The organism is Kitasatospora sp. NEAU-69 (assembly GCF_057158765.1).
Genome location: NZ_JBWXUE010000011.1, coordinates 13,407 through 34,630, shown reverse-complemented (window position 1 = coordinate 34,630; position 21,224 = coordinate 13,407). Strand labels below are relative to the sequence as shown.

The 21,224-nt window shown below is 74.0% G+C and carries 12 protein-coding genes; 4 read left to right on the top strand and 8 right to left on the bottom strand.

All coding sequences use genetic code 11. The features are described 5' to 3' along the window. Positions 1-8: 8 nt before the first annotated feature. Positions 9-2,102, bottom strand: coding sequence for a helix-turn-helix domain-containing protein (locus tag AC060L_RS14785; protein WP_483799336.1), 2,094 nt, complete (start codon positions 2,100-2,102; stop codon positions 9-11). A gap of 312 nt (positions 2,103-2,414) precedes the next feature. On the opposite strand from AC060L_RS14785, the gene AC060L_RS14780 reads away from it, so the two are divergent. Continuing rightward, positions 2,415-4,451, top strand: coding sequence for an NsdA family TPR-like regulatory protein (locus tag AC060L_RS14780; protein ID WP_483799180.1), 2,037 nt, complete (start codon positions 2,415-2,417; stop codon positions 4,449-4,451). Between the two features lie 32 nt (positions 4,452-4,483). On the opposite strand, the gene AC060L_RS14775 is transcribed toward AC060L_RS14780, so the two are convergent. Both AC060L_RS14775 and AC060L_RS14770 read right to left on the bottom strand, forming a co-directional pair. After that, a complete protein-coding gene (locus AC060L_RS14775) occupies positions 4,484-5,251 on the bottom strand; it encodes a hypothetical protein (RefSeq protein ID WP_483799179.1) in 768 nt (255 codons plus the stop codon). Positions 5,252-5,479: 228 nt separating this feature from the next. Continuing rightward, the gene (locus tag AC060L_RS14770) at positions 5,480-6,811 is read right to left on the bottom strand and encodes an NAD(P)/FAD-dependent oxidoreductase (protein ID WP_483799178.1); all 1,332 of its coding nucleotides are present in this window, start codon (positions 6,809-6,811) and stop codon (positions 5,480-5,482) included. Positions 6,812-7,168: 357 nt separating this feature from the next. On the opposite strand from AC060L_RS14770, the gene AC060L_RS14765 reads away from it, so the two are divergent. After that, positions 7,169-8,788 carry a hypothetical protein gene (locus tag AC060L_RS14765; protein WP_483799177.1) on the top strand — a complete coding sequence of 540 codons (1,620 nt, stop codon included), beginning with the start codon at positions 7,169-7,171 and terminating at the stop codon, positions 8,786-8,788. Positions 8,789-8,883: 95 nt separating this feature from the next. Here the strand turns inward: AC060L_RS14765 and AC060L_RS14760 are convergent, their stop codons facing one another. Further along, positions 8,884-9,804 carry a TIGR01777 family oxidoreductase gene (locus tag AC060L_RS14760; protein ID WP_483799176.1) on the bottom strand — a complete coding sequence of 307 codons (921 nt, stop codon included), beginning with the start codon at positions 9,802-9,804 and terminating at the stop codon, positions 8,884-8,886. Positions 9,805-9,950: 146 nt separating this feature from the next. Here AC060L_RS14760 and AC060L_RS14755 point away from each other — a divergent pair, with 146 nt between their 5' ends. After that, on the top strand, positions 9,951-10,901 hold the full coding sequence (locus AC060L_RS14755) for a DUF2510 domain-containing protein (RefSeq protein WP_483799175.1): 951 nt from the start codon (positions 9,951-9,953) through the stop codon (positions 10,899-10,901). Positions 10,902-10,924: 23 nt separating this feature from the next. On the opposite strand, the gene AC060L_RS14750 is transcribed toward AC060L_RS14755, so the two are convergent. Next, positions 10,925-11,440 carry a DUF4240 domain-containing protein gene (locus tag AC060L_RS14750; RefSeq protein ID WP_483799335.1) on the bottom strand — a complete coding sequence of 172 codons (516 nt, stop codon included), beginning with the start codon at positions 11,438-11,440 and terminating at the stop codon, positions 10,925-10,927. 187 nt (positions 11,441-11,627) lie between these two features. On the opposite strand from AC060L_RS14750, the gene AC060L_RS14745 reads away from it, so the two are divergent. Beyond that, a complete protein-coding gene (locus AC060L_RS14745; RefSeq protein ID WP_483799174.1) occupies positions 11,628-12,671 on the top strand; it encodes a serine hydrolase domain-containing protein in 1,044 nt (347 codons plus the stop codon). A gap of 22 nt (positions 12,672-12,693) precedes the next feature. Here the strand turns inward: AC060L_RS14745 and AC060L_RS14740 are convergent, their stop codons facing one another. The 3 genes from AC060L_RS14740 to sucB form a co-directional block, all read right to left on the bottom strand. Beyond that, entirely contained in the window at positions 12,694-17,763 is a 5,070-nt protein-coding gene (locus AC060L_RS14740) for a tetratricopeptide repeat protein (RefSeq protein ID WP_483799173.1), read from the bottom strand. After that, positions 17,760-19,154, bottom strand: a complete 1,395-nt coding sequence (locus tag AC060L_RS14735; protein ID WP_483799172.1) for an esterase/lipase family protein — start codon at positions 19,152-19,154, stop codon at positions 17,760-17,762. Before AC060L_RS14735 ends, AC060L_RS14740 begins: the two co-directional genes overlap by 4 nt. Before the next feature lie 182 nt (positions 19,155-19,336). Beyond that, the gene (gene sucB / locus AC060L_RS14730) at positions 19,337-21,151 is read right to left on the bottom strand and encodes a 2-oxoglutarate dehydrogenase, E2 component, dihydrolipoamide succinyltransferase (RefSeq protein ID WP_483799171.1); all 1,815 of its coding nucleotides are present in this window, start codon (positions 21,149-21,151) and stop codon (positions 19,337-19,339) included. Between the last annotated feature and the right edge of the window lie 73 nt (positions 21,152-21,224).

The following is a 21,224-nucleotide window of genomic DNA, read 5'->3' as shown; positions in this document are numbered from 1 at the left end:
GGCGTGCCTCAGTCGCCCGGTCCGAGCAGCTGGAGTCGCAGGGCCAGCTGGAGCTCCAGCGCCCGCTCCGGGCTGTTCCAGTCCGGCCCGAGCAGCACCGACACCCGGTCCAGCCGCTGCACCACGGTGTTCACGTGCACGTGCAGCTCGTCCTTGGCCCGGGCCATGCTGGCCCCGCAGTCGAAGTACGCCCGCAGCGTGCGGACCAGCTCGGTGCCGCGCTGCTCGTCGTACGCCAGCAGCGGCCCGAGCGTGCGCCCGACGAAGCCGCCGACGTCGTGCCCGTCGCCCAGCAGCACGCCGAGGAAGCCGAGCGCGTCGGCGCTCGCACCGTCACCGGCGCGGCCGAGCACCCGCAGCGCGCGCACGCAGCGCAGCCCCTCGCGGTAGGCGGCGGCCAGGGCCACCGGTCCGGTCGCGGCGCGGCCGACGCCGACCGTCACGGGCTGCCCGGCCAGCCGGGCGAGCCGCTCGGCGGCGGCCCGCGCGGCCGCCTCGGCCTGCTCGGGCCCGGCCGAGGCGTCCTCGGGCAGCAGCAGCACCACGGACTCGCCGTGCGCCGAGCTGACGCCCCGGGCGCCGGCCGGGCCGCGCTGCCCGAACAGGTACTGCGCGGCCGCGCCGGCCAGCCGGGCCCGGCCGTCCGCAGAGGCCTCGGCGACCAGCACCAGGTGCCGCCGGGTCAGGTCGATACCGAGCCGCCGGCCGCGGGCCAGCAGCCCGGCCGGATCGCGCTCGGGGGCGGTCAGCAGATCGCTGAGCAGCTCGCCGCGGACCCGGTTCTCCGCCTCGGCGCCGGACCGGCGCAGCAGCAGGAGCAGCGCGGTCACCACCCCGGCCCGCTCGAAGAGCCGGCGGTCCGGATCGGCCAGCTCGGTGCGCCCGCGCAGCAGCAGGCTGCCCAGCGGCTCCGGCCCGGCCTGCACCGCGCAGGCCCAGCCGTCGCCACAGCGCACCGCGCGCGCCTCGGCGCGGGAGCGCTCCACCGCCTCGGCGAGCCGGCGCGGCCCGCTCGGGCGCCCGGTCAGCGGCTGGCCCTCGACGTCGTGCACGGTGACCTCGCCGCCCAGCAGCACGGCCAGCTGACCGGCCAGATCGGCCACCTCGGCCCCGCGCAGCACCAGGTCGGTGAGCCGGTCGTGGGCCTGCTCGGCCCGCTGCACGGCGGCGGCGTGCGCCCGGATCGCCTGGTTGGCCTCGTTCAGCTCGGCGAGCGCGGCCCGGGTCTCGGCGAGTGCGTTGGCGGTGTCGATGGCGATCGCGGCGTGCGCGGCGAGCGAGCAGAGCAGCGCGGTCTCGTCGGGGGAGAAGGCGCGCGGTGACCGGTCGGCGGCGAAGAGCACCCCGATCACGCCGTTGCCCAGGGCCTGTCCGGGCGATCTTGTCGGATCAGCGTGCGGTGTTGGGCGCCCGGCTGGGCGTGCCGGCGGATCGTCCTCGTACTGGGCCGTACTTGGATGATTCGCCGGTGCGTCCAGGCGGGATGCCCGGCGCCGCGCGCCCGGCAAGATCGCCCGGCCAGGCCCTAGCAGCAGCGGCACGCCGAGGATCGCGACCAGGCCCTCCTCCAGCACGCCCGCGTCGATCCGGCCGGTGTGCCGGAACCGCTCGTCGGTGCGGTAGTCGGGGCTCGCGTACGGTCGCGCGGCCTGGGCGACCAGGCCGCCGAGGCCGTCGCCGAGGCTCAGCCGCAGGTTCTGGAAGAGCGGCGAGACCGACCCGTCGGTGACCCGCATGTACGTGTCCCCGGCGGCCGGGTCCGGCAGCGTCAGGTAGGCGGTGTCGGTGCCGAGCAGGCTGCGGGCCCGCCGGACGATCGCCTGCAGCACGGTGTCCAGGTCGCGGGAGGCGGCCAGGTCCACGGCCGTGTCGGAGAGCGCGATCAGCGCCGCGGCCCGGCGCCGGTGCTGGCCCAGCAGCCCGTGGACCTGCAGCGCGAGCCGGCCGGCCTCCTCGATCTCGGCCAGCGCGGCGGGCGTCGCGCCGCCCGTGCGGGCCTCGGTGAGCACGACATCGAAGTCCGTGCCCGTCGAGCCGGGGCCGGCGCCCTGGGCCAGTAGTTCGAGCAGCCGGCGCTGCGCTTGCGTCACGAGGGAGTCCATGGTGCCCGACATGCTGTCAGATCCGTCGGGCCGTGGGCAGAGCCCGCGTATGGTTCTGGCCACCACAGCCGACCGCTCGTCAGTAGTGCTCGCGGACACAGCACTCGGCGGCGCTGGACCAGCGCGCAGGCCAAACCCCGAGCGCCCCGTCTTCAACAGATTGGGCGCCCGTGCGTCACCCGTTCGGAGGATTGATCGCCCAGATCCGCCCATAGCGCCCGAATGCTCGCTACATTCACGCCGATTCCCGACAGGGGCGTCGCACAGGGCACCGGGGGGCCGGACTGCGGCGTCCGAGAGGTGTGACTGACCATGCCCCAACGGCCTGCAACCGACATCCCGGCCTACGGACCGCTCGACGACCCGCTGGACTCCCACGACCTGCGGGCCGGACAGGCCGTGCCGGACGCCTCCGTGCCCGGCCCGCGCCAGGACCGCACCCTTCCGGACGGCCCGCTGACCGCCCCGCACCTGACCGCACCGCAGCTGACCGTCCCGCACCTGCCCGCGCCGCACCTGCCCGCACCGCATCTGACGGCTCCGCAGCTGGACACCGCACACCTGGACAATGCGCTGACTGCCTCCCATCATGACGCCCCGTTGGGCAGCCCGGCCGGGCCGGACGACGAGCCCGGCACCCGAGTCGACACCGGCCGCAACCAGAACCCGCTGCTCGCCGCGCTGATCGAGGAGGCCGGCTTCTCGCACGCCGGACTCGCCCGCCGGGTCGACCAGCTCGGCCTGGAACACGGTCTCGACCTGCGCTACGACAAGACCTCGGTGACCCGCTGGCTGCGCGGCCAGCAGCCGCGCGGCGCGACGCCCGCGCTGATCGCGGAGGTCTTCACCCGCCGGCTCGGCCGCCGGCTCTCCGCCCAGGACATCGGCCTGGACGCCTGTGCCCCGGTCTACGCGGGCCTGGAGTTCGCCGAGACCCCGCAGGAGGCGGTGGACATCGTCGCCAGCATGTGGCGCAAGGACACCGGCCCGCAGTCCGAGCTGCGCCGGATCGCCTTCACCCCGGCCGGCCTGGTGGTACCCAGCCGGGACTGGCTGATCGGCCGCAGCGACGAGCAGGTCGCCCGGGACGGCTCGGCCGGCATCTTCGTGGCCGGCCCGGACGGCCCGCTGGCCCGGCTGGACCTGACGGCCGACCAGGGCGACGCACCGCGCGGCGGCGCCCCGGCCGGCCCCCGGACCGGTGCGGTCGGCGCCTCCGGCCCGGCCGGCGCCTCCGGCCCGGCCGGCGCCTCCGGCCCGGTCGGCACCGCCGGTGCGGCCGGGCGGGTGCCCTCGCAGGGCAGACGGCCGCTGGTCTCCGGCACCCGCAGCGTCCCGCTGCCCGGCCAGGCCCCGGCGCCCGGCACGCAGCAGCCCGCGCCGCAGATCCCGTCCCAGCAGCCCTCGCCGGAGTCGGCGGCCCGCCCGCCGCGGGCCGGCCTGCGGGTCGGGCGCGGCGACATCGCCGCCGTCCGCGCCGTCGGCGACCTGTTCCGGGCGCTGGACAACGCCTACGGCGGCGGCCACGCCCGCCAGGCGCTGGTCCGCTACCTGGAGAGCGAGGCCGAGCCGATGCTGCGCGGCCGCTACGGCGAGCAGATCGGCCGGGCGCTGTTCGGCGCGGTTGCCGACCTGACCAGGCTGGCCGGCTGGACCTCGTTCGACATCGCCGCGCACGGCCTGGCCCAGCGCTACTTCGTCCAGGCGCTGCGGCTCTCCCAGGCGGCCGGCGACCGGGTGCTCGGCGGCTACATCCTGATCACCATGAGCCAGCAGGCCGTGCACCTCGGCCACGGCCGCGAGGCGGTCCAGCTGGCCCGGGTCGCGCAGCAGGGCGTCGGGACGGCGGCGCCGGCCACCGTGCAGGCGCTGATGCACGCCGCCGAGGCCCGCGGGCACGGGCTGCTCGGTGACGTCCGCTCCTGCACCGCCGCCCTGGTCCGCGCTGAGCGGGCCCTCGGCGTCTCCCGTGGTGGCGACGAACTGCCCTCCTGGGCGCGGTACTTCGACGATGCCCAGCTGGCCGACGAGTTCGCGCACTGCTACCGCGACCTCCAGCAGTGGCGGCCGGCCGCGCAGCACGCGGAGAAGGCGCTGCGGCTGCGCACCGCCGCCTACGCGCGCAGCCGGGTCTTCTGCCGCATGGTGCTGGCCACCGCCCGGCTCGGCCTGGGCGACCTGGAAGAGGCGTGCGGCCTGGCGACCGAGGCGCTGCGCGCGGCCGGTGAGATGCGCTCCGCCCGCACGGTGGAGTACCTGCGGGACTTCCACCGTCGGCTCGCCCCGTACCGCGGCAGCCCGGTGGCCCGCGCGTTCGAGGAGGCGGCACGGCAGGCGGGGGTGATCTGACGGGAGGGTAGGTGTGGCGGGGTGCGGGCAGGTCAGTCGAGCGCGCTGACCTGCTGGTGGAGCAGTGCCTCGGTGGCCGCCTGGTCGCCCTTGGCGGCGGTGAAGTGGATGACCTGGACGAGGACATCGCCGTGCACGGTGACGTCCTTGACCGTGATGTCGCCTATCGAGTCGAGCTTCGTCCCGATCTCTCCCATGCCGTGGGCCGCGTCGTCGGTGAACTCTGTCCCGCTCGACGCGTCGTCCTTCCAGGTGTCGGTCAGGCCCAGATACATGCTCTGGGCGCCGTTCGCGGAGTCGAACTGGACGAGCCAGACATCGTTCTGGCTCCCGTCCGCGTTGATCCAGCCCCGGCGTGCCGAGGTGACGAAGCCGCGCTGCTTCGCCAAGCCGGACTCGTGCTGCTGAGCGCCTTGGACGTAGAAGTTCTGGACGAAACCGTCGAGGTCCATGACTCCGGTCGGGTTCTTGACCCAGGCCTTCGCGTCGGACGGCATCGGCAGGATCTTGGCCAGCAGCTGCGCACCGGCGGCGGCCGGAGCGGTGGGCGAGGCGCTGTTCGGTGCGGCGGTCACCGCGCTGCCCGGTGTGGAGGTCGCCGTCGCGGACGCGGTGGGCGACGCACTGGGTGACGTGGCCGGTGACGTGGAGCCTGCTGCGGCAGCGGCACCTGCCGACGTCACTGCGGCCTCCTGGGCGCCGGTGCCGGCGGGGTGGGCGGAGCAGCCGGCCAGGGCCGCCACGGCGGCGAGGGCCGCGAGGGAGCGGCGGTGTGGGACTCGGGGTCTGGGTATGAGCACCGAGGGATCATTGCCGATTCCGAACGGTCCGTCCAACAGTTCCCCGCCCGCTGTCGAACGGCCCGTCCTACAGCGGGCCGGCCCGCTGAGCTGCGAGGACCGACCGGAGCCCGGGCCCGGAGCCCGGGCCACCGGACCGGCGGCGCGTGCAGCGGCAGGCACCACCCGCGCCGCCACTGCCCGCGCCACCGTCACGCAGATCACCGCCACCGCCACCGGCTCCGCGGGTCACGCCGCCGCGCGGTCCTCCCGGAGTTCCTCGTTCCGGCCCATGCCCAGGTCACGCAGCACCGCCTGAGCCGCGCGGCGCCCGGACACCAGCGCGCCCTGGGCGCTGCTGGTGTCCCGGTGGTCGCCGCAGACGTAGAGGCCGGCCAGCAACCGCACCGGCCGCCGGAAGTTGTGCGGCGGCGGCATCGCCGGCACCGCGTCCGGCAGGTGGCGCACGCTCAGGAAATCCCACTCGCGCGGCGACACCCCGTACAGCTCGGCGAGCCGGGCCCGGACCACGGGCTCCAGCCCGGCCGGCCCGCCGCCGTCGAAGCCGCGCCGCCCCAGCACCGTGGTGGCGACCAGCGAGCGCCCGGCCGGCGCGTAGGACTCGTGCACCTGGCTGAGCACCAGCGAGTGCGAGACCGGCACCGGCCCGGGGGAGCGGTCGGCGTCCAGCAGCAGCATCGCCTCGCCGAGCGGTGCGCCACCGGTGGTGTGGTAGTACGTGGTCACCGGGTGGAACTCCGGCAGCCGCAGGCCGGGCAGCAGTTCGGCCGCCGAGCGGGCGTCGGCCGCCAGCACCACCGCGCGGGCGTCGATCCGGCCGTGCTCCGCCGTTCGCACGCCGTCCGCGCCGATCTCGGTCACCCGGACGCCGAGGCGGACCGTGCCCGGCGGCAGCGTGCCGGCCAGCTGGGCGGGCACCGCCGCAGTGCCGGCGGCGGGCAGCGCGAGCCGGCCGCGCGCGTAGCCGCGCAGCACCAGGTCGGCCACCCGGCTGCTGGTGGTCAGCGCCGGGTCGCTGAGCAGCGCGGCCAGCAGCGGGCGCAGGAACCCGTCCACCACCCGCGGCGGCAGGCCGCGCTCGGTGAGCGCGCGCGCCGCGGTGGTCTCCGGACGGGCCAGCAGCCTGGGCACCGGCGCGCCGGCCAGCCGGGTCAGCGTGGCGGCCAACCTGGCCTTCTCCAGCGGACTGCCGAGCGGCGAGCGCGCGGTGGCCTGCCGGGCGGGGGTCTGCTGCGGGTCGCCGACCCGGTAGCGCCGGCCGCCGCTGTGCACGAGCACGCCGGGTGCGAGCGGCCGCAGGTCGAGCCCGGCCAGGTCGAGCCGGCGGACCAGCTCGGGGTAGCCGGTGTTCAGCAGCTGGCCACCGTGGTCCAGCCGGTACCCGTCGAGCTGCTGGCCGGCCATTCGGCCGCCGATCCGCTCGGTCGCCTCCAGCACCTGGACGTCCAGCCCGGCAGCGGTCAGCGCCCGGGCGGCGGCCAGGCCGGCCAGACCCGCGCCGACCACGACCACGTCGGGGTTGTCGGGCCGGCTGCGGCGGGTGATGTGGTGTGCGGTCACGGGCGAGCTCCCTCCCTGGTCCCGGAGCTCCGGGCCGGCGGACGGCTGCGGGGTGCCGGGACGGTCCGAACAGGTGATGCCCAGTCAGTAGCTTGATCAGGCACGGGGATTGAGCCCCACGCTACCGCGTGGGTGGCACGCGCCCGGGGCACGCGCGAGAGCTGTGCGCCGGGTGCGTGCGCCCCTCGCGCCGAAGGGTGCGCGGTTGCGAGCTCCGGCGTCCCACGGCTCACACCGCAGCGGTGAATCGGAGCAGTGTATTCACCCGAAACGGCTACCCTGCGGCTTTGCGTGCCACGAGGTGCTCACCGGCGGGCGTAAACCGTTGATCAGGTTTTCTGATCAACTGGGAGTGACATGCGAACACGCATCACCAGCCTGGCCCTGTCCGGGCTTACGTCGGTCGCCCTTGTCTGGGGCACCGGCACCGTTGCCGAGGCCGCAACCGTCCCGGAGCACGGCGCGGCCAGCGAGACCAAGGGCGCCCAGGGCGCCTGGATCGACAGCGTCATGCAGGCGGCCATGGACGCGCAGTCGGCCGGCCACACCAAGATCCTGCCCCTGGTCCTGCGGGACGACTCGGGCGACGGCGAGTCCGCAGTCGCTTCGCAGCCGGACGTGCCGGCCCCGGATGCGGGGGCCCAGGAGGCCACGGCTCCGGATGCGGGCGCCGCCGCCCCGGATGCGGGCGCCGCCGCCCCGGCTGCGGACGCCGGTACCGACCCGGCGGAGGCCGGCGACCCGGCGGCCACGGCGCCGGACGTGAACACCGCTGCCGACCCGGCGGACGCGAGCGACCCCCAGCAGCCGGCCGAGCAGGGCGCGGACCGCGGTTGGAAGCCGGGGGAGCCGGTCGGCGTCGGTGGTCAGCACGGCGAGGGCTGGGTCCCAGGCATGCCGGGGAGCGACCACGGCGGGCTGGCCGGCTTGGGTGACCACGGCGGGCTGGCGGGCTTGGGTGACCACGGCGGGCTGCCCGGCCTGGGTGACCACGGGGCGCTGCCTGGCCACGGTGACCACGGTGACCACGGCGATCACGGCGATCACGGCAAGGGCGACCACGGCGATCACGGTGATCACGGCAAGGGCGACCACGGCGATCACGGTGATCACGGCAAGGGCGACCACGGCGATCACGGTGATCACGGCAAGGGCGACCACGGCGATCACGGTGATCACGGCAAGGGCGACCACGGCGAGGGTGACCACGGTGACCACGGTGACCACGGCGATCACGGCGATCACGGTGACCACGGTGTGAAGCCTGATGAGGGCGACCACGGTGACCATGGCGATCACGGCGGTCAGGGTCAGGGGCAGGGTCAGGGCCAGGGTCAGGACCAGGGCCAAGGCCAGGGTCAGAGCCAGGGCAGCCAGCAGAGCCAAGGTCAGACCGACACCCAGACGGACAGCAACACCGGTGCCAACACCAGCAGCAACAGCAACACCGGCGCCAACACCGGCGCCAACACCGGCAGCAACAGCAACACCGGCACCAACACGGGCACAAACACTGGCACCAACACCAGTAGCAACACCGCCAGCAGCAACAACAGCGGTAACAACACCGCCAGCAACAGCACCAGCAACACCGGTAACAACACGGCCGCCAACACCACCAGCAACACTGGCAACAACACGGCCGCCAACAGCAACACCCAGTCCACGAATGTCTATCTCGCGCTGACCCTGCTGAACAGCCAGTTCAACAACCAGGTGCTGCAGAGCAAGAACGAAGCGCACAACGTGAACGTGGTCAAGGTCGCCGAGGAGGAGGTGGCGCCGCACACGGGGCACGCGAAGGGGTACCCGTCGAAGTTCGAGCACCACGAGCACGGCAGCTCGTACCAGGCGTCCCGCCCGCACGGCCACGAGTTGGCTCAGACGGGATCGGAGACCCCGACGCTGGTCGCAGCCGCCCTCGCGCTGCTCGCGAGCGGTGCTGCGGCGTTGCGGATCAGCCGGAAGCTGTCCTGACCAGGTCCGTTCCAAGCGGCGCCGAGGCCAGTTCCTGAGCGTCCGTCAGTGGGCCCCCCGGGCGGGCAAGTCCGGTGGGCCCACTCGCGCGTGCCCTAGGACCGGCCGGTCCAAAGCGCCGCCCGCACCGCCTGCTCCACCTCCGGGTGCCGGAACTCGAAGCCCGCCGCGAGCAGCTTCGAGGGCACCACCCGGTGGCTGCCGATCACCTCGACCGCCATCTCGCCGAGCGCCAGCTTCAGCGCCGCCTCCGGCACCGGGAACGGGGTCGGCCGGTGCAGCACCCGTCCGATCGCGGTGGTCAGTTCGGCGTTCGTCACCGGCTCGGGCGCGGTGAAGTTGACCGGGCCGTTCATCGTCTGGTGGTCGATCAGGAACCGGAGTGCGGCCACCTGGTCGTCGAGCGAGATGAAGCTCCAGTACTGCGAGCCGTCGCCGAGCCGTCCGCCCAGCCCGAGCCTGAAGAGCGGGAACAGCCGCCCGCCGGCGCCGCCCTTGGCGCTCAGCACCAGTCCGGTGCGCGGGTGCACGACCCGGATGCCCGCCTCGGCGGCCGGCCGGGCCGCGCCCTCCCACTCCACGCAGACCTCGGCCAGGAAGTCATCCCCGGCCGGTGCCGTCTCGTCGATCACCCGGTCGCCGGTCTGCCCGTAGTAGCCGACGGCCGAGGCGCTGACCAGCACGGCGGGAGGCGCGTCCAGCGCCGCGAGCGCGGTCGCCAGGGTGCGGGTGCCGAGCACCCGGCTGGCCCGGATCTCCCACTTGTACGCGTTCGTCCAGCGCCGGTCGGCGACCCCGGCGCCGGCCAGGTGCACCACGGCGTCGAGGTTCGCCAGCCCGGCGCGGTCGACCTCGCCGCGCGACGGGTTCCAACCGATCCCGGTGGAGCCGTCCGGTTGCGGACCGAGCGAGCGGCGGTGCCGCACCAGCCGGACCACCTGGTGGCCGTCGGCGAGCAGCGAGCGGACGAGAGCGGAGCCGATCAGGCCCGAGGAACCGGTGACAGCGATACGCATGTGCCCATCCTGGCAGGCGTGTCGGCGGCACCCGCACCGTGACCCGCCTTCGTCTCCCGCTCCCTCTCCTGCCCCCTCTCCTTCTCCGTCCTTCGCACCGTCACGCCATCTCGTGCCGGGCCCGGCCGGACCGATACGGTTCGGCTGTGACCGACTCCGCTCCTCCCGGCTGGTACCCGGACCCGACCCCCTCGGCCGGGCCGGACGGCGCGCGCGAACGCTACTGGGACGGCGCGGCGTGGACCGGACAGACCCGCTTCCTCCCGGGACCCGATGGTCCGCCCGGCGGGTCGGCCGACGGCATCCCGGACGCCTCGCCGCCTTACGGCTACGTGGCCTCGTACTTCCCGGCACCGCCACCGCCCCCGGTGCCGGTGTCGCCGCAGCAGCGGACCGGGCTGATCCTCGGCATCCTGGCGGGGGCGCTCGCACTGATCACGCTCGTCGCCGCCGTCTCGATCGCGCTGCTCAGCGGCACCGGGCGGCCCGCCGGCTCGAACGATCCGCTGGCCGGTCCGCCGACGCCGGCCGCACCCGGCGACCCGTCGGACGGCCCGTCCGCCGACGTACCGCTGGCCCCGGCGGCCCCGGTCGCGCCCGACGGCGGCTCGGTCGCCGACGCCGCGCACAGCTGGACCGTCCCGCTGCCGAGCGGCTGGACCTCGGACGAGCGCGACCCGTCGACCACGGTCCTGCTGACCACCGGTCCGTACGACTGCGACCTCCCCGGCGGCTGCGTGCGTGGCAGCTTCTCGATCGACGCGACCGCAGGCCAGGGCGCGGACGCGGTCACCGTGGCCCGGCAGACGATCGCCGCGGACGCCCCGCTGCTCTTCGGCGACCTCAGCGGCCACCAGGAGCTCGCCGCCGGGCCGGTCACGGCAGCCGGCGTCGGCGGCTACGCCGTGCGCTGGCACGTCACACCGCAGCAGGCCGGCACCGCGGGCTACGTGCTGGTCGCCGCGCTGCCCGCACCCGGCGGCGGCTTCACCACGGTGGTCGGCTCGGCGGACGACTCGCCGCAGGCGCCGCCCGCCGCCGTGCTGGACCAGATGCTGACCGGCATCCGCGCCGCCGCCCCGGGCAACGGCGTCTGAGGGCGGAGAGCTCCCCCGCTCTCTCAACCCCCGAACTGCTCCCACAACTTGGGGAAACGATTCGCCATCTCGGTGCTGTCCTCGAAGTCGAACGGCACCCCCTCCGGCTGTCGCGGCTGGTTGTTCCCCAGGTCCGGCAGCGGCATCCCGGTCAGCTGCTCGTGCGCCTCGTCCGCCGCGTAGCCGAACTCCTCGGCATCGCCGTCCTCGTCCTCGTCGAAGTCGGAGGCCAGGTCCGCCAGGTCGTCCGGATGGTGCACCGCCCCCTCGAACACCTCCCGCCCCTGCGCGATCAGCCAGCACCGGAAGTAGTCGAACGCATCCTCCGACGCCCCACCGAGCATCAGGTACGCCGCCCCCCACAGCTCACGCGTGTAGGCCCGGTGGAACCGCGCGTCGAAGAGCCGGGCGAAGTCGATCACCTCGTCCGGCGTCAGCTGCACCAGCCGGTCCACCAGCAGGTCGGCCTGCTCCTCGGGGTCACCCTCGGCGGCATGGCGGGTGTCGTCGATGATCTGCCAGAAGTCGGTCTCGTACATCACCGCTCAAGCATCGCCGCTCGATAGCCCGAACGCATACCGTCCGCGCCTGCGCCGTGGCCGACGGGACCCCGATTCGGGTGAATGCGCGCACCGGATCCGCGCTCGTGCCTCCATCTGCCGCGGTGACCCTCGACCGCATCACTACGCTGGCCGGGGCGGGACGGCCACAGCGAATCGGGGAGACATGACACCGAGCACTGACCGGATCCACCGGCTCCTCACCGGCGGTGTCCGTGACAAGGTGTATCCGGGCGCCGTCTGGGCCCTGGGCGGCGCCGGAGGCAAGTGGGCCGGGGGCAGTGTGGGTGTCCTCGATCCTGATCTGCCGGACGGACCGATGCGGCCGGATACCGTCTTCGACGTCGCCAGCCTCACCAAGGTCCTCGCCGTCTGGTCCACCGTCGGCGCCCTCTGGCAGGACGGCCTGCTGCTGCTCGACGAGCCGCTCGGCGCGTACTGGCCCGAGGTCACCGGGTACCCCCTCAGCCGGGCCACCGTACGCAACCTGCTCACCCACACCGCCGGCCTCCCGCTGCGGGCTCAGCTGCGGGACCTCTACGGCAGCGACCCGGTGACCGTCCGGGCCGGTGTACTCCACGAGGCTCTGCACCGCCCGCCTGGTGAAGCCGTCGAGTACACCGACCGCGCCGCCCTGATCCTCGGCTACCTGGCCGAGCACCTCTCCGGCCGGCCGCTGGACCGGCTCGCCGCCGAGCGGATCTGGCGGCCCCTCGGGATGCGCACCACCCGCTTCGGTCCGCTGCCCGACGAAGAGGTGGCCCGCACCGCCCCGACGGAGCTCGACGAGGAGACCGGCGCCCACCTCCGAGGCACCGTCCATGACTTCTCCGCCCGCCTCCTCGGTGGGGTATGCGGCATCGCCGGTGCTTTCTCGTGTGCCGACGACCTCGCCGTGTTCCTGCAGTACCTGCTCGACCCGGCCGCTGCGCTGACGCCGCCGGGCTTCGGTCCTGCCTGGATCGAGCAGTCCCTGAGCGTCCAGACCGGCCAATTGGAGCCCGTCCGTGGCCTCTTCTGGCACCCCGCCCCCGGCACCGGAACAGCTGACGACCTGTGGGTGCACTACGGCTTCACCGGCACCGGTATGTGGATCTCGCCCGAACAGGGCCGGTGGGCCGTCCTGCTGACGAACAAGCTCTACTACACGCGCGATCGACAGCCGCTCACCGACATCCGGGACGCCTTCCGGGGACTCGCTTTCGGCTGAGTCCCCGGAAGACGATTACCGGTCAGGCACCGGGCTGGGGCTGGAGGAGCAGCTGGAGCATCGCGCTGAGGGCGACGGCGTGCTCCGGGCGGCGGCCGATGAGTGCGGCGAGGTCGGAGACCAGGCGCTCGCGGGTGGCCGGGGCGACTTCTGCGGCCAGCTCGGGGAGGCCGGCGGCGGCCTCGGGGGGTGTGGCCTGGGGTTCGCTGCTCAGCAGGTCGGCGAGCATGATGTGGACGCTGGCCGGGAGCACGTCGTCGAAGACCCTGAACTCGATCACCGCGATGTTCGTCAGGCCGAGCAGGTCCACGGTGGTCAGACAGCGCTGGAGCTGCTGGTCGAGCGCGGTCCGGTCACTGACGCAGCGGTAGGTCTGGGCGATGCCCAGATCTTGGGCAAGCTGGAGCAGCGAGTGGTGGAGCTGGGCGCCGGGGGCGTCGAAGTCGGCGAGTACGTCGGCGGCCTCGTCGGTGAGCAGGTCGTAGGAGTGGCGGACCAGGAACCGCTGGGACTCCTCCCAGGACGGCATGTCCAGCCATTCGGCCAGCAGCTCGCGGAGGATGAGGGGGAGGAAGGCCGCTTCCTTGCCGTTCCTGATCGCTGCGGCGCGAACGGCCAGGTGGATCTCGGCGGTATCGGCCAAGAAGACGCGGATTTCCTCGAGCGCTGCGACCACCTCCGACGCGACGAGTTCGTCGCTGTGCTGCACCCAGAAGACGCTGCTCTCCAGCCAGCTCCCGCAGGCGATCCACTCCTCGACCAGGGCCATCGACGCCTCGCTCAGGCTCAGCCAGCCGGGCAGCGGGCGTTCGCCGTGGACGGTGTGCCACACCTCGGCCTGCTGGGCACGCGACCGGCCGTCGGAGTCGGCGGCGGCATGGGCGCGCAGCAGCTCCCGGCTGCGGTAGGCGGTGTCGGGGTCGTCCGGCTGGGTGGCGAGTGCGAACAGCGCGGAGAGCGCCTCGGCCGATTCGCCGCTGCGCAGCAGGAAGGCCGCCCGCTCGTAGCGGAGCCCGTAGCCGGCGGGTGGATCTTCGGAGACGGCGGAGATCGCGAGGTCGAGCTCGGAGAGGACGGATGTCACGTCGCCGCTGTCGCGTTGGATCTTGGCGAGGTTGCGCAGGACGGTGACGAGGTTGGGGTTGAAGGCGGCAGGGTTGCCGGCGGCGAGGGTGCGGTAGAGGGTGACGGCTTCGTTGATGGTGGCCAGTGCACTGTCGTGGTCGCCGGTGCCGGCCTGGGCAGTGGCGAGGTTGTTGAGGATGCCGGCGAGGTCGGGGTTGAAGACGGCGGGGTTGTCGTCGGCGAGGGCGCGGTAGTGGCGGGCGGCTTCGGTGTTGGTGGTCAGGGCGCTGTAGTGGTCACCGGTCTCGCCTTGGCGGTTCGCGAGGTTGCGGAGGGCGCTGGCGAGGCCGGGGTTGAAGGCGGCGGGGTTGTCGGCGGCGAGGGCGCGGTGGATCGTGACGGCTTCGGTGATGGTGGTCAGCGCGCCGTGGTGGTTGCCGGTCGTGGCCTGGATGGTGGTGAGGTTGTTGAGTGCCCTGGCGAGGCCGGGGTTGAAGGCGGCGGGGTTGTCGGCGGCGAGGGTGCGGTACAGGGTGACCGCATGGTCGATGGTGGTCAGGGCGCTGTGGTGGTCGCCGGTGTTGGCCTGGGCGGTGGCGAGGTTGTTGAGGGCGCCGGCGAGGCTGGGGTTGAAGGCGGCGGGGTTGTCGTCGGCGAGGGCGCGGTGGATCGTGACGGCTTCGGTGATGGTGGTCAGCGCGCCGTGGTGGTCGCCGCTCTCGCCCTGAGCGGTCCCGAGGCCGGTGAGTGTCGTGGCGAGGTCGGGGAGGTGGGCGGCGGGGTTGTCGTCGGCGAGCGCGCGGTAGTGGGTGACGGCTTCGGTGTTGGTGGTCAGTGCGCCTCGCCGGTCGCCGGTCGCGGCTTGGGCGGTGGCGAGGTTGTTGAGGGACATGGCGAGGTCGGGGAGGTGGGCGGCGGGGTTGTCGTCGGCGAGGGTGCGGAAGTGGGTGACGGCCTGGTCGATGGCGGTCAGGGCGCTGTGGTAGTCGCCGATGTCGCCCTGGCGGTTGGCGAGGTTGTTGAGGGACTTGGCGAGGTCGGGGAGGAAAGCGGCGGGGTGGGAGAGGGCAAGGCCGCGGTGGATCGGGACGGCTTCGGTGATGGTGGTCAGTGCGCCTCGCCGGTCGCCGGTCTCGGCTTGGGCGGTGGCGAGGGTGTTGAGGGACTTGGCGAGGTCGGGGAGGTGGGCGGCGGGGTTGTCGTCGGCGAGGGCGCGGTAGATGGTGACGGCTTCGGTGATGGTGGCCAGCGCGTCCTGGTGGTCCCCGGTCGAGGCTTGGGTGTTGGCGAGGGTGTTGAGGGACCCGGCGAGGCTGAGGAGGTGGGCGGCGGGGTTGTCGTCGGCGAGGGCGCGGTAGATGGTGACGGCTTCGGTGACCGTGGTCAGCGCACCCTGGTGGTCCCCGGTCGCCGATCGGGCGTTGGCGAGATTGTTGAGGGACCCGGCAAGGTCGGCGAGGAAGACCGCCGGGTTGTGGTTGCTGAGGGCGCGGTAGATGGTGACGGCTTGGTTGACGGTGGTCAGTGCGCCTTGCCGGTCGCCGGTCGTGGCCTGGGCGTTGGCGAGGTTGTTGAGGGCGCCCGCGAGGTAGGGCAGGTGGGCCGTCGTGCCGTCGGTGAGGGCGCGGTAGCGGCTGACGGATTCGGTGATGGTGGCCAGTGCGCTGTCGTGGTCACCGGTGTCGGTCTGGGCGTTGGCGAGGTTGATGAGGGCTCGGGCGATGTCCGCTTGGGACTCGGGGGACGTCCCGCTGAGGTCGCGGTAGATCTGGACCGCCTCCAGGGCCGGTGCCAAGGCGGCCTCTCGCAGCCCCCGCCGCCGCAGGGAGGACGTGAGGAGCCCCAGGGCCCTGGCCAGCAGCAGCCCGTCGAGCGATCCCTGTGCGACCGGCTTGCGCAGCAGGGCGATCCCGAGGCTGCCGCCTGCCGCCGCGTGTTCGGCGAGGTGCTGCGTCGCGTACCACTGCGCCGCCTCTGCTGACGGGTCGCCGGCTTCACTTGCGGCCACCAGCTTCACCAGCGCCAGGGTGACGGCCGCCGACCGCTGCGTCGCGACAGGGTCCTCCACGAGCGCGGACTGATCATCCGTCAGGTATTGCACGAACTCCTGGTGGTACAGCCGGTACACCGCCGAGCGCCCGTCGCTGTCCTCCACGATGTACCGCCCGAACGTGCGCAGCGCCCAGTCGACATCACCCGGACCGTACGTCTCGCCCGAGTCGTCCACCGCGCCCGCGATCGCCTCCCAGACGCCGTCCGCCGGCAGCCCGTTGCCGAGCCCGCAGGCCAGCGCGGTCAGCAGCGCCCGCCCGGCGCCCGGAACCACGCGCCCGTCCGGCCGTACCAACTCCTCCGCGCTGTCGATGACTTCCGCGAACGCCTCCGCCACGGACTCCGGCACCGACCACGGCGAGCCCGTCGCCAGCCGCCGCGCCAGCGAGCCGCTCACCAGGTTCGCGAACAGGAAGCCGCCGCTGCCGCCCATCGCCCGCGCGGCTACCACCCATCCCGCTTCCAGCGCCGCCTGCTCGCCGACCCCGCTCGCCGCCAGCCGCCGCCGGACGTACCGCCCGATGTCCTCGGCCGTCCCCGGCTCCTCGTCCAGGTCACGCACCACCGGTCGGCGCAGCGCGAGCCGGTCCATCGCCGCCGTCCACTGCGGGTGGCCGACGTAGCCGACCGGCTTGCGCCGCAGCCCCAGCAGCACCACGGCGCTCGCCGCCAGCGGGTCGATCAGCTGCTCGGTCACCGCCTCGGCCTCGCCCGGCAGCAGCTCGTCCAGGCCGTCCAACACGATCACCGGCGCCCGCGACCCCGACGGGTACGTCTCCGCGACCAGCGCGATCAGCTCGGCGGGGGTCCGTGGTGAAGGCAGCTCCAACTGCGCTGCCAGAGTCTCTGCGATCCGCTGTGCGTCCAGGCCCCGCAGGTGTACGGCCGCCTGCACGCTGCCCACACCCGGATCCGGCTCGTCCGCCGTCGGCAGCGCTCCCGCCGCCGCCATGGCAGCCCGCTCGCCGGAGTCGGAGAGCGTGACCAGCCGCCCCAGCACCGCCGACTTCCCGCACCCGGCGCTGCCGTTCAGCATCACCAGGCCGGGCCGGCCGGCCCCGATCACGTCCACCAGCATCGACAGCACCGCGTGCCGCCCGGTGAAGAACCACTCCTCGGCGCTGCGCCCCCCGCTGCGCGCGGCCAGCACCAGGTGCTCGACCAGCGCCTCGCGCGCACCCCGGCGCCAGGACGGGTTGCGGAACATCCCGGTCGGCACGCCCGGCCCGATGCTCGCGGACTGCGGCTCCTGCCCGACGCCTTGGCGCGGGAACTGGCGCTTCACCGCGTCGATCAGCGCCTGCCCGGTCACCACCCGGTTGTGCGGGCCCCACTCGCGCCGGTACTCGCCGTCCCGCGCCGGCCCGTCGCGCAGGATCTCGGTGACGGTCCGGATCAGCAGTCCGGCGCCCTCCGCCCGCTCGTCGGGACGGGAGGAGGCGATCACGCCCAGCCAGAGCGAGCGGCCCTGCGGCACGCTGCTCGCCGCGTGCGACTCGTAGGCGATCCGCAGCGTCTCCGGGATCCCGCTGCCGGAGAAGCAGGTGTCGAGCACCAACAGGATCTGGTCCGCCCCGGAGCCGAGCGCGGCGTCGGTCAACTCCGCCATGCCGTACGTGCGGTTGCGGCCGGTGCCGTCCTTGCTGTCCTGCGCGACGAGGCGCAGTTCGCCGCCGGTCGTACGGTGGCCGTGCCCGGACCAGACCACCAGCGCCGGTGCGTGCGCGCCCGCCGCGCGCCAGTGCTCCTGCCAGCTCTCGACGCCGTCCTGGACGGCTGCCAGCGGCGGGTTGGCCAGTACGGTCGGCGCGTAGCCATCCGTCACCCCGGCCAGTTCACCGAGCTGTTCCACCGCACCCGGCAGCGGCGGGAACCGTGCCTCCTGCGCGTACCGGTCGAACACGATCCCCAGCAGCGTTCCCTGCGGCTGCTGCGGCTGCCGCGTCTGCTGCGTCTGCTCCCCGTCCCGGCTCATCGCGGCTCGCCACCCTCCAGCACCAGCACCAGCGAGGTCACCGCCGCCGCCTGCCCGTCCGCCTGCACCACCGCCCGGTACGGCCCGGGGGCCAGGCCGTCCACCGCGAGCCCGTACCGCCCCTCGCCGAGGTTGCGCAGCGTCCGTGGGCCACCCGCCACCGGCTGCCCCATCGCATCGGTCAGCGCGAGCCGCACCCGCAGCGAGTCGGCGCCGCCGCTCGCCGTCACCGCCACCTCGAACGCCTCGCCGCCCGCCAGCAGTTCGGGCGCCCGCACGCTCAGCTGGACGTCGTCGCCGCTCTCGCCACCCCGGTGGTAGCGCGGCTCGGCGGCCAGCCAGCCCCAGAGCGCGTCGCGCACGCCCGGGTTGTTCTGCAGCGCGCCGTGCTTCTCGTTCGGCGTGAACGACGCCCGGCCGCCCGGCTGCGCCGAGAGCACCGGCACCCGCCCGTCGCCCTGCTCGTCCACCCCGTCGATCAGGTCGCTCGGCACCAGCCCGCGCTCGCCGAGCAGCGCCGTGGTCGGCGTCGGCTGCCGCACCCCGACCACCGGCAGGAACTCGTACCCGGCATCCGCACCCGCCCGGATCTCCGCGTGAAAGGCTCCCGCGTCGAGCAGCAACTGCCGGTCGATGCCGTCCACTTCACCGAGCTCGCGGGCGTACCGCAGCTCGCCCGACGGCGCCCTCAGGCAGGCGTAGTCCGGGGTCAGCTGGTGCAGCGACGGCAGGCTGCGGGCGAACGCGGTCAGGTCGACGCCGAACCGGCTCAGCCCGTCCACCAGGTAGCCGAGCGCGTCCAACGATCCCCGGTGCGGCGTGCCCAGCGTGATCAGCCGGCGGGTCACGGCGGCGCCGCCCCCGCAGGCGACGTAGTGGCGGGCGACCAGACCGCCCATCGAGTGGCAGACGAAGGTGACCCTCGCCTCGGCCCGCTCGGGCGCCGAGCCCCGCCAGATCCCCAACTCCCGCTCCACCACGGCCTTCAGCGAGGCGGCGTTGCGGCGGCAGGAGAGCCGCCAGTCGTAGCCGAACGCGACCAGGTTCGCCGGCTCGTGCGGGGCCGCGCCGGGCGGCCGCCGGTTCAGCGTGAAGTTCTGCTCCAGCCAGCGCAGCAGGTCGCTGTAGCCGTCGACCAGGTTGCCGACACCCGGCAGCCCGTGCACGTCCGGCAGCAGGCCGCGCGCGGTGACGCCGTCGGGGGCCGGCCCGTCGCCGAGGTCGCGGGGGAGGGCCAGTCGCTTCATCGAGCGGCCGAAGGTCCCGATGCCCCGCAGCAGCGCGGAGCCCGAGAGCCCCCACACCTCGTGGCCGTCCGCGTCGTACAGCCGGCTCCCCAGGATCCCGGGCAGCACCACGACCAGATCCGACACAGCCTTGCGCTCGTCCACCCGCACTCCTGCCCCACCCACCCTGCCCCACCCGCCCCGATGATGCGATCACCCTATGCCGTCGGTGACGCGCTGTCCGGAGATCGGAAAGCGGGGAAACGCCGACGGCCGGCACACCCCGAGCGGGGTGCACCGGCCGTCGAACCGAGCCTGGAGCCGGCACCAGCCGGCAGCAGCGAGTACTACAGGCCGAGGTCGCCCTCGAACGCGCCCTCTTCCAGGCGGGCCTTGACGGTGCCCAGGAAGCGGGCGGCGTCGGCGCCGTCCACGATGCGGTGGTCGTAGGACAGGGCCAGGAAGACCATGTCGCGGATCGCGATGGTCTCGCCGAGCTCCGGGTGGTTCAGGACCACCGGGCGGCGCACGGTGGCGCCGATGCCCAGCATGCCGACCTGCGGCTGGTTCAGGATCGGGGTGTCGAACAGCGCACCGCGCGAACCGGTGTTGGTCACCGTGAAGGTGCCGTTCGCCAGCTCGTCCGGCTTCAGGCCACCGTCACGGGTACGGGCGGCCAGGTCGGCGACGCGCTTGGCGATGCCCGCGATGTTCAGGTCACCGGCACCGTGGACGACCGGAACGAACAGGCCCTTCTCGGTGTCCACCGCGATGCCGATGTTCTCGACGTCGTGGTAGGTGATCGTGTCGTCGTCGTTCACCCGGGCGTTGACGATCGGGTGGACCTTGAGCGCCTCGGTCGCGGCCTTGATGAAGAACGGCATCGGCGAGAGCTTGACGCCCTCGCGCTGCAGGAAGCCGTTCTTCGCCTTGGCGCGCAGCTGCATGATGCGCGTGACGTCGACCTCGACCACGGTGGTCAGCTGGGCCGACACCTTGAGCGACTCGACCATGTGCTTGGCGATCGCCTTGCGCACGCGGGTCATCGGCACGGTCTGGCCGCGCAGCGGGGACGGCGTGACCGGGGCGGCGGCCTTCGACGCGGCGGCCGGGGCGGCGGCGACGGGGGCGGCAGCGGCGGCGGCCTTGGCAGCCTCGGCGGCGGCCAGCACGTCCTGCTTGCGGATCCGGCCACCGACGCCGGAGCCGGCGACGGCGGAGAGCGCGACACCGTGCTCGGCGGCGAGCTTGCGGACCAGCGGGGTCACGTAGGCGTCACCGGCGTCGGCCACCGGAGCGGCCTGCGCGACGGGGACGGCCGGAGCCGGAGCGGCAACGGGCGCCGGGGCGGCAACCGGAGCCGGGGCGGCGACCGGAGCGGCCGGGGCAGCGGCGACCGGAGCCGGAGCAACCGGGGCAGCCGGAGCCGGAGCGGCAACCGGAGCAGCCGGGGCAACCGGGGCGGCGACGGGGGCCGGAGCGGCAACGGGAGCCGGGGCAGCGGCCGGAGCCGGAGCGGCGGCGACCGCACCCGCGGCGCCGATCAGCGCGAGCTGGGCGCCGACCTCGGCGGTCTCGTCCTCGCCGACCAGGATCTTCACCACGACACCGGCGACCGGCGACGGGATCTCGGTGTCGACCTTGTCGGTCGAGACCTCGAGCAGCGGCTCGTCGACCTCGACGGTCTCGCCCTCGGCCTTGAGCCAGCGGGTGACGGTGCCCTCGGACACCGACTCGCCCAGCGCGGGCAGCAGCACCGGGGTGGCGTCGCCGGCCGGGGCGGCCGGAGCGGCAACCGGGGCCGGAGCAGCGGCCGGAGCCTCGGCGACGGGGGCCGGGGCGGCAACCGGGGCCGGAGCGGCCTCGACGACCGGGGCCGGGGCAGCGGCAGCGGCCGGAGCAGCGGCGGCGACCGGGGCGCCCGAGCCGTCGTCGATGATCGCCAGCTCGGCGCCCACCTCGACCGTCTCGTCCTCGGCGACCTTGATCGAGGCCAGGATGCCGGAGGCCGGCGCGGGAATCTCGGTGTCAACCTTGTCGGTCGAGACCTCGAGCAGCGGCTCGTCGACCTCGACACGCTCACCCTCGGCCTTGAGCCAGCGGGTGACAGTTCCTTCGGACACGCTCTCGCCCAGCGCGGGCAGCGTTACTGAGACCGCCATGGTTTCAGCGACTCCTATCAAGTCTTGCGTACAGGAAGTTCAGGGAAAGGTAAGGACGGGTGCCGCGGCGCGG

Excerpts from the sequence above, each read along its gene's own strand:
- AC060L_RS14785 (WP_483799336.1), bottom strand. The coding sequence starts at position 2,102 with ATGGACTCCCTCGTGACGCAAGCGCAGCGCCGGCTGCTCGAACTACTG.
- AC060L_RS14780 (WP_483799180.1), top strand. The coding sequence starts at position 2,415 with ATGCCCCAACGGCCTGCAACCGACATCCCGGCCTACGGACCGCTCGAC.
- AC060L_RS14765 (WP_483799177.1), top strand. The coding sequence starts at position 7,169 with ATGCGAACACGCATCACCAGCCTGGCCCTGTCCGGGCTTACGTCGGTC.
- AC060L_RS14760 (WP_483799176.1), bottom strand. The coding sequence starts at position 9,804 with ATGCGTATCGCTGTCACCGGTTCCTCGGGCCTGATCGGCTCCGCTCTC.
- AC060L_RS14750 (WP_483799335.1), bottom strand. The coding sequence starts at position 11,440 with ATGTACGAGACCGACTTCTGGCAGATCATCGACGACACCCGCCATGCC.
- AC060L_RS14745 (WP_483799174.1), top strand. The coding sequence starts at position 11,628 with ATGACACCGAGCACTGACCGGATCCACCGGCTCCTCACCGGCGGTGTC.
- AC060L_RS14740 (WP_483799173.1), bottom strand. The coding sequence starts at position 17,763 with ATGAGCCGGGACGGGGAGCAGACGCAGCAGACGCGGCAGCCGCAGCAG.
- sucB (WP_483799171.1), bottom strand. The coding sequence starts at position 21,151 with ATGGCGGTCTCAGTAACGCTGCCCGCGCTGGGCGAGAGCGTGTCCGAA.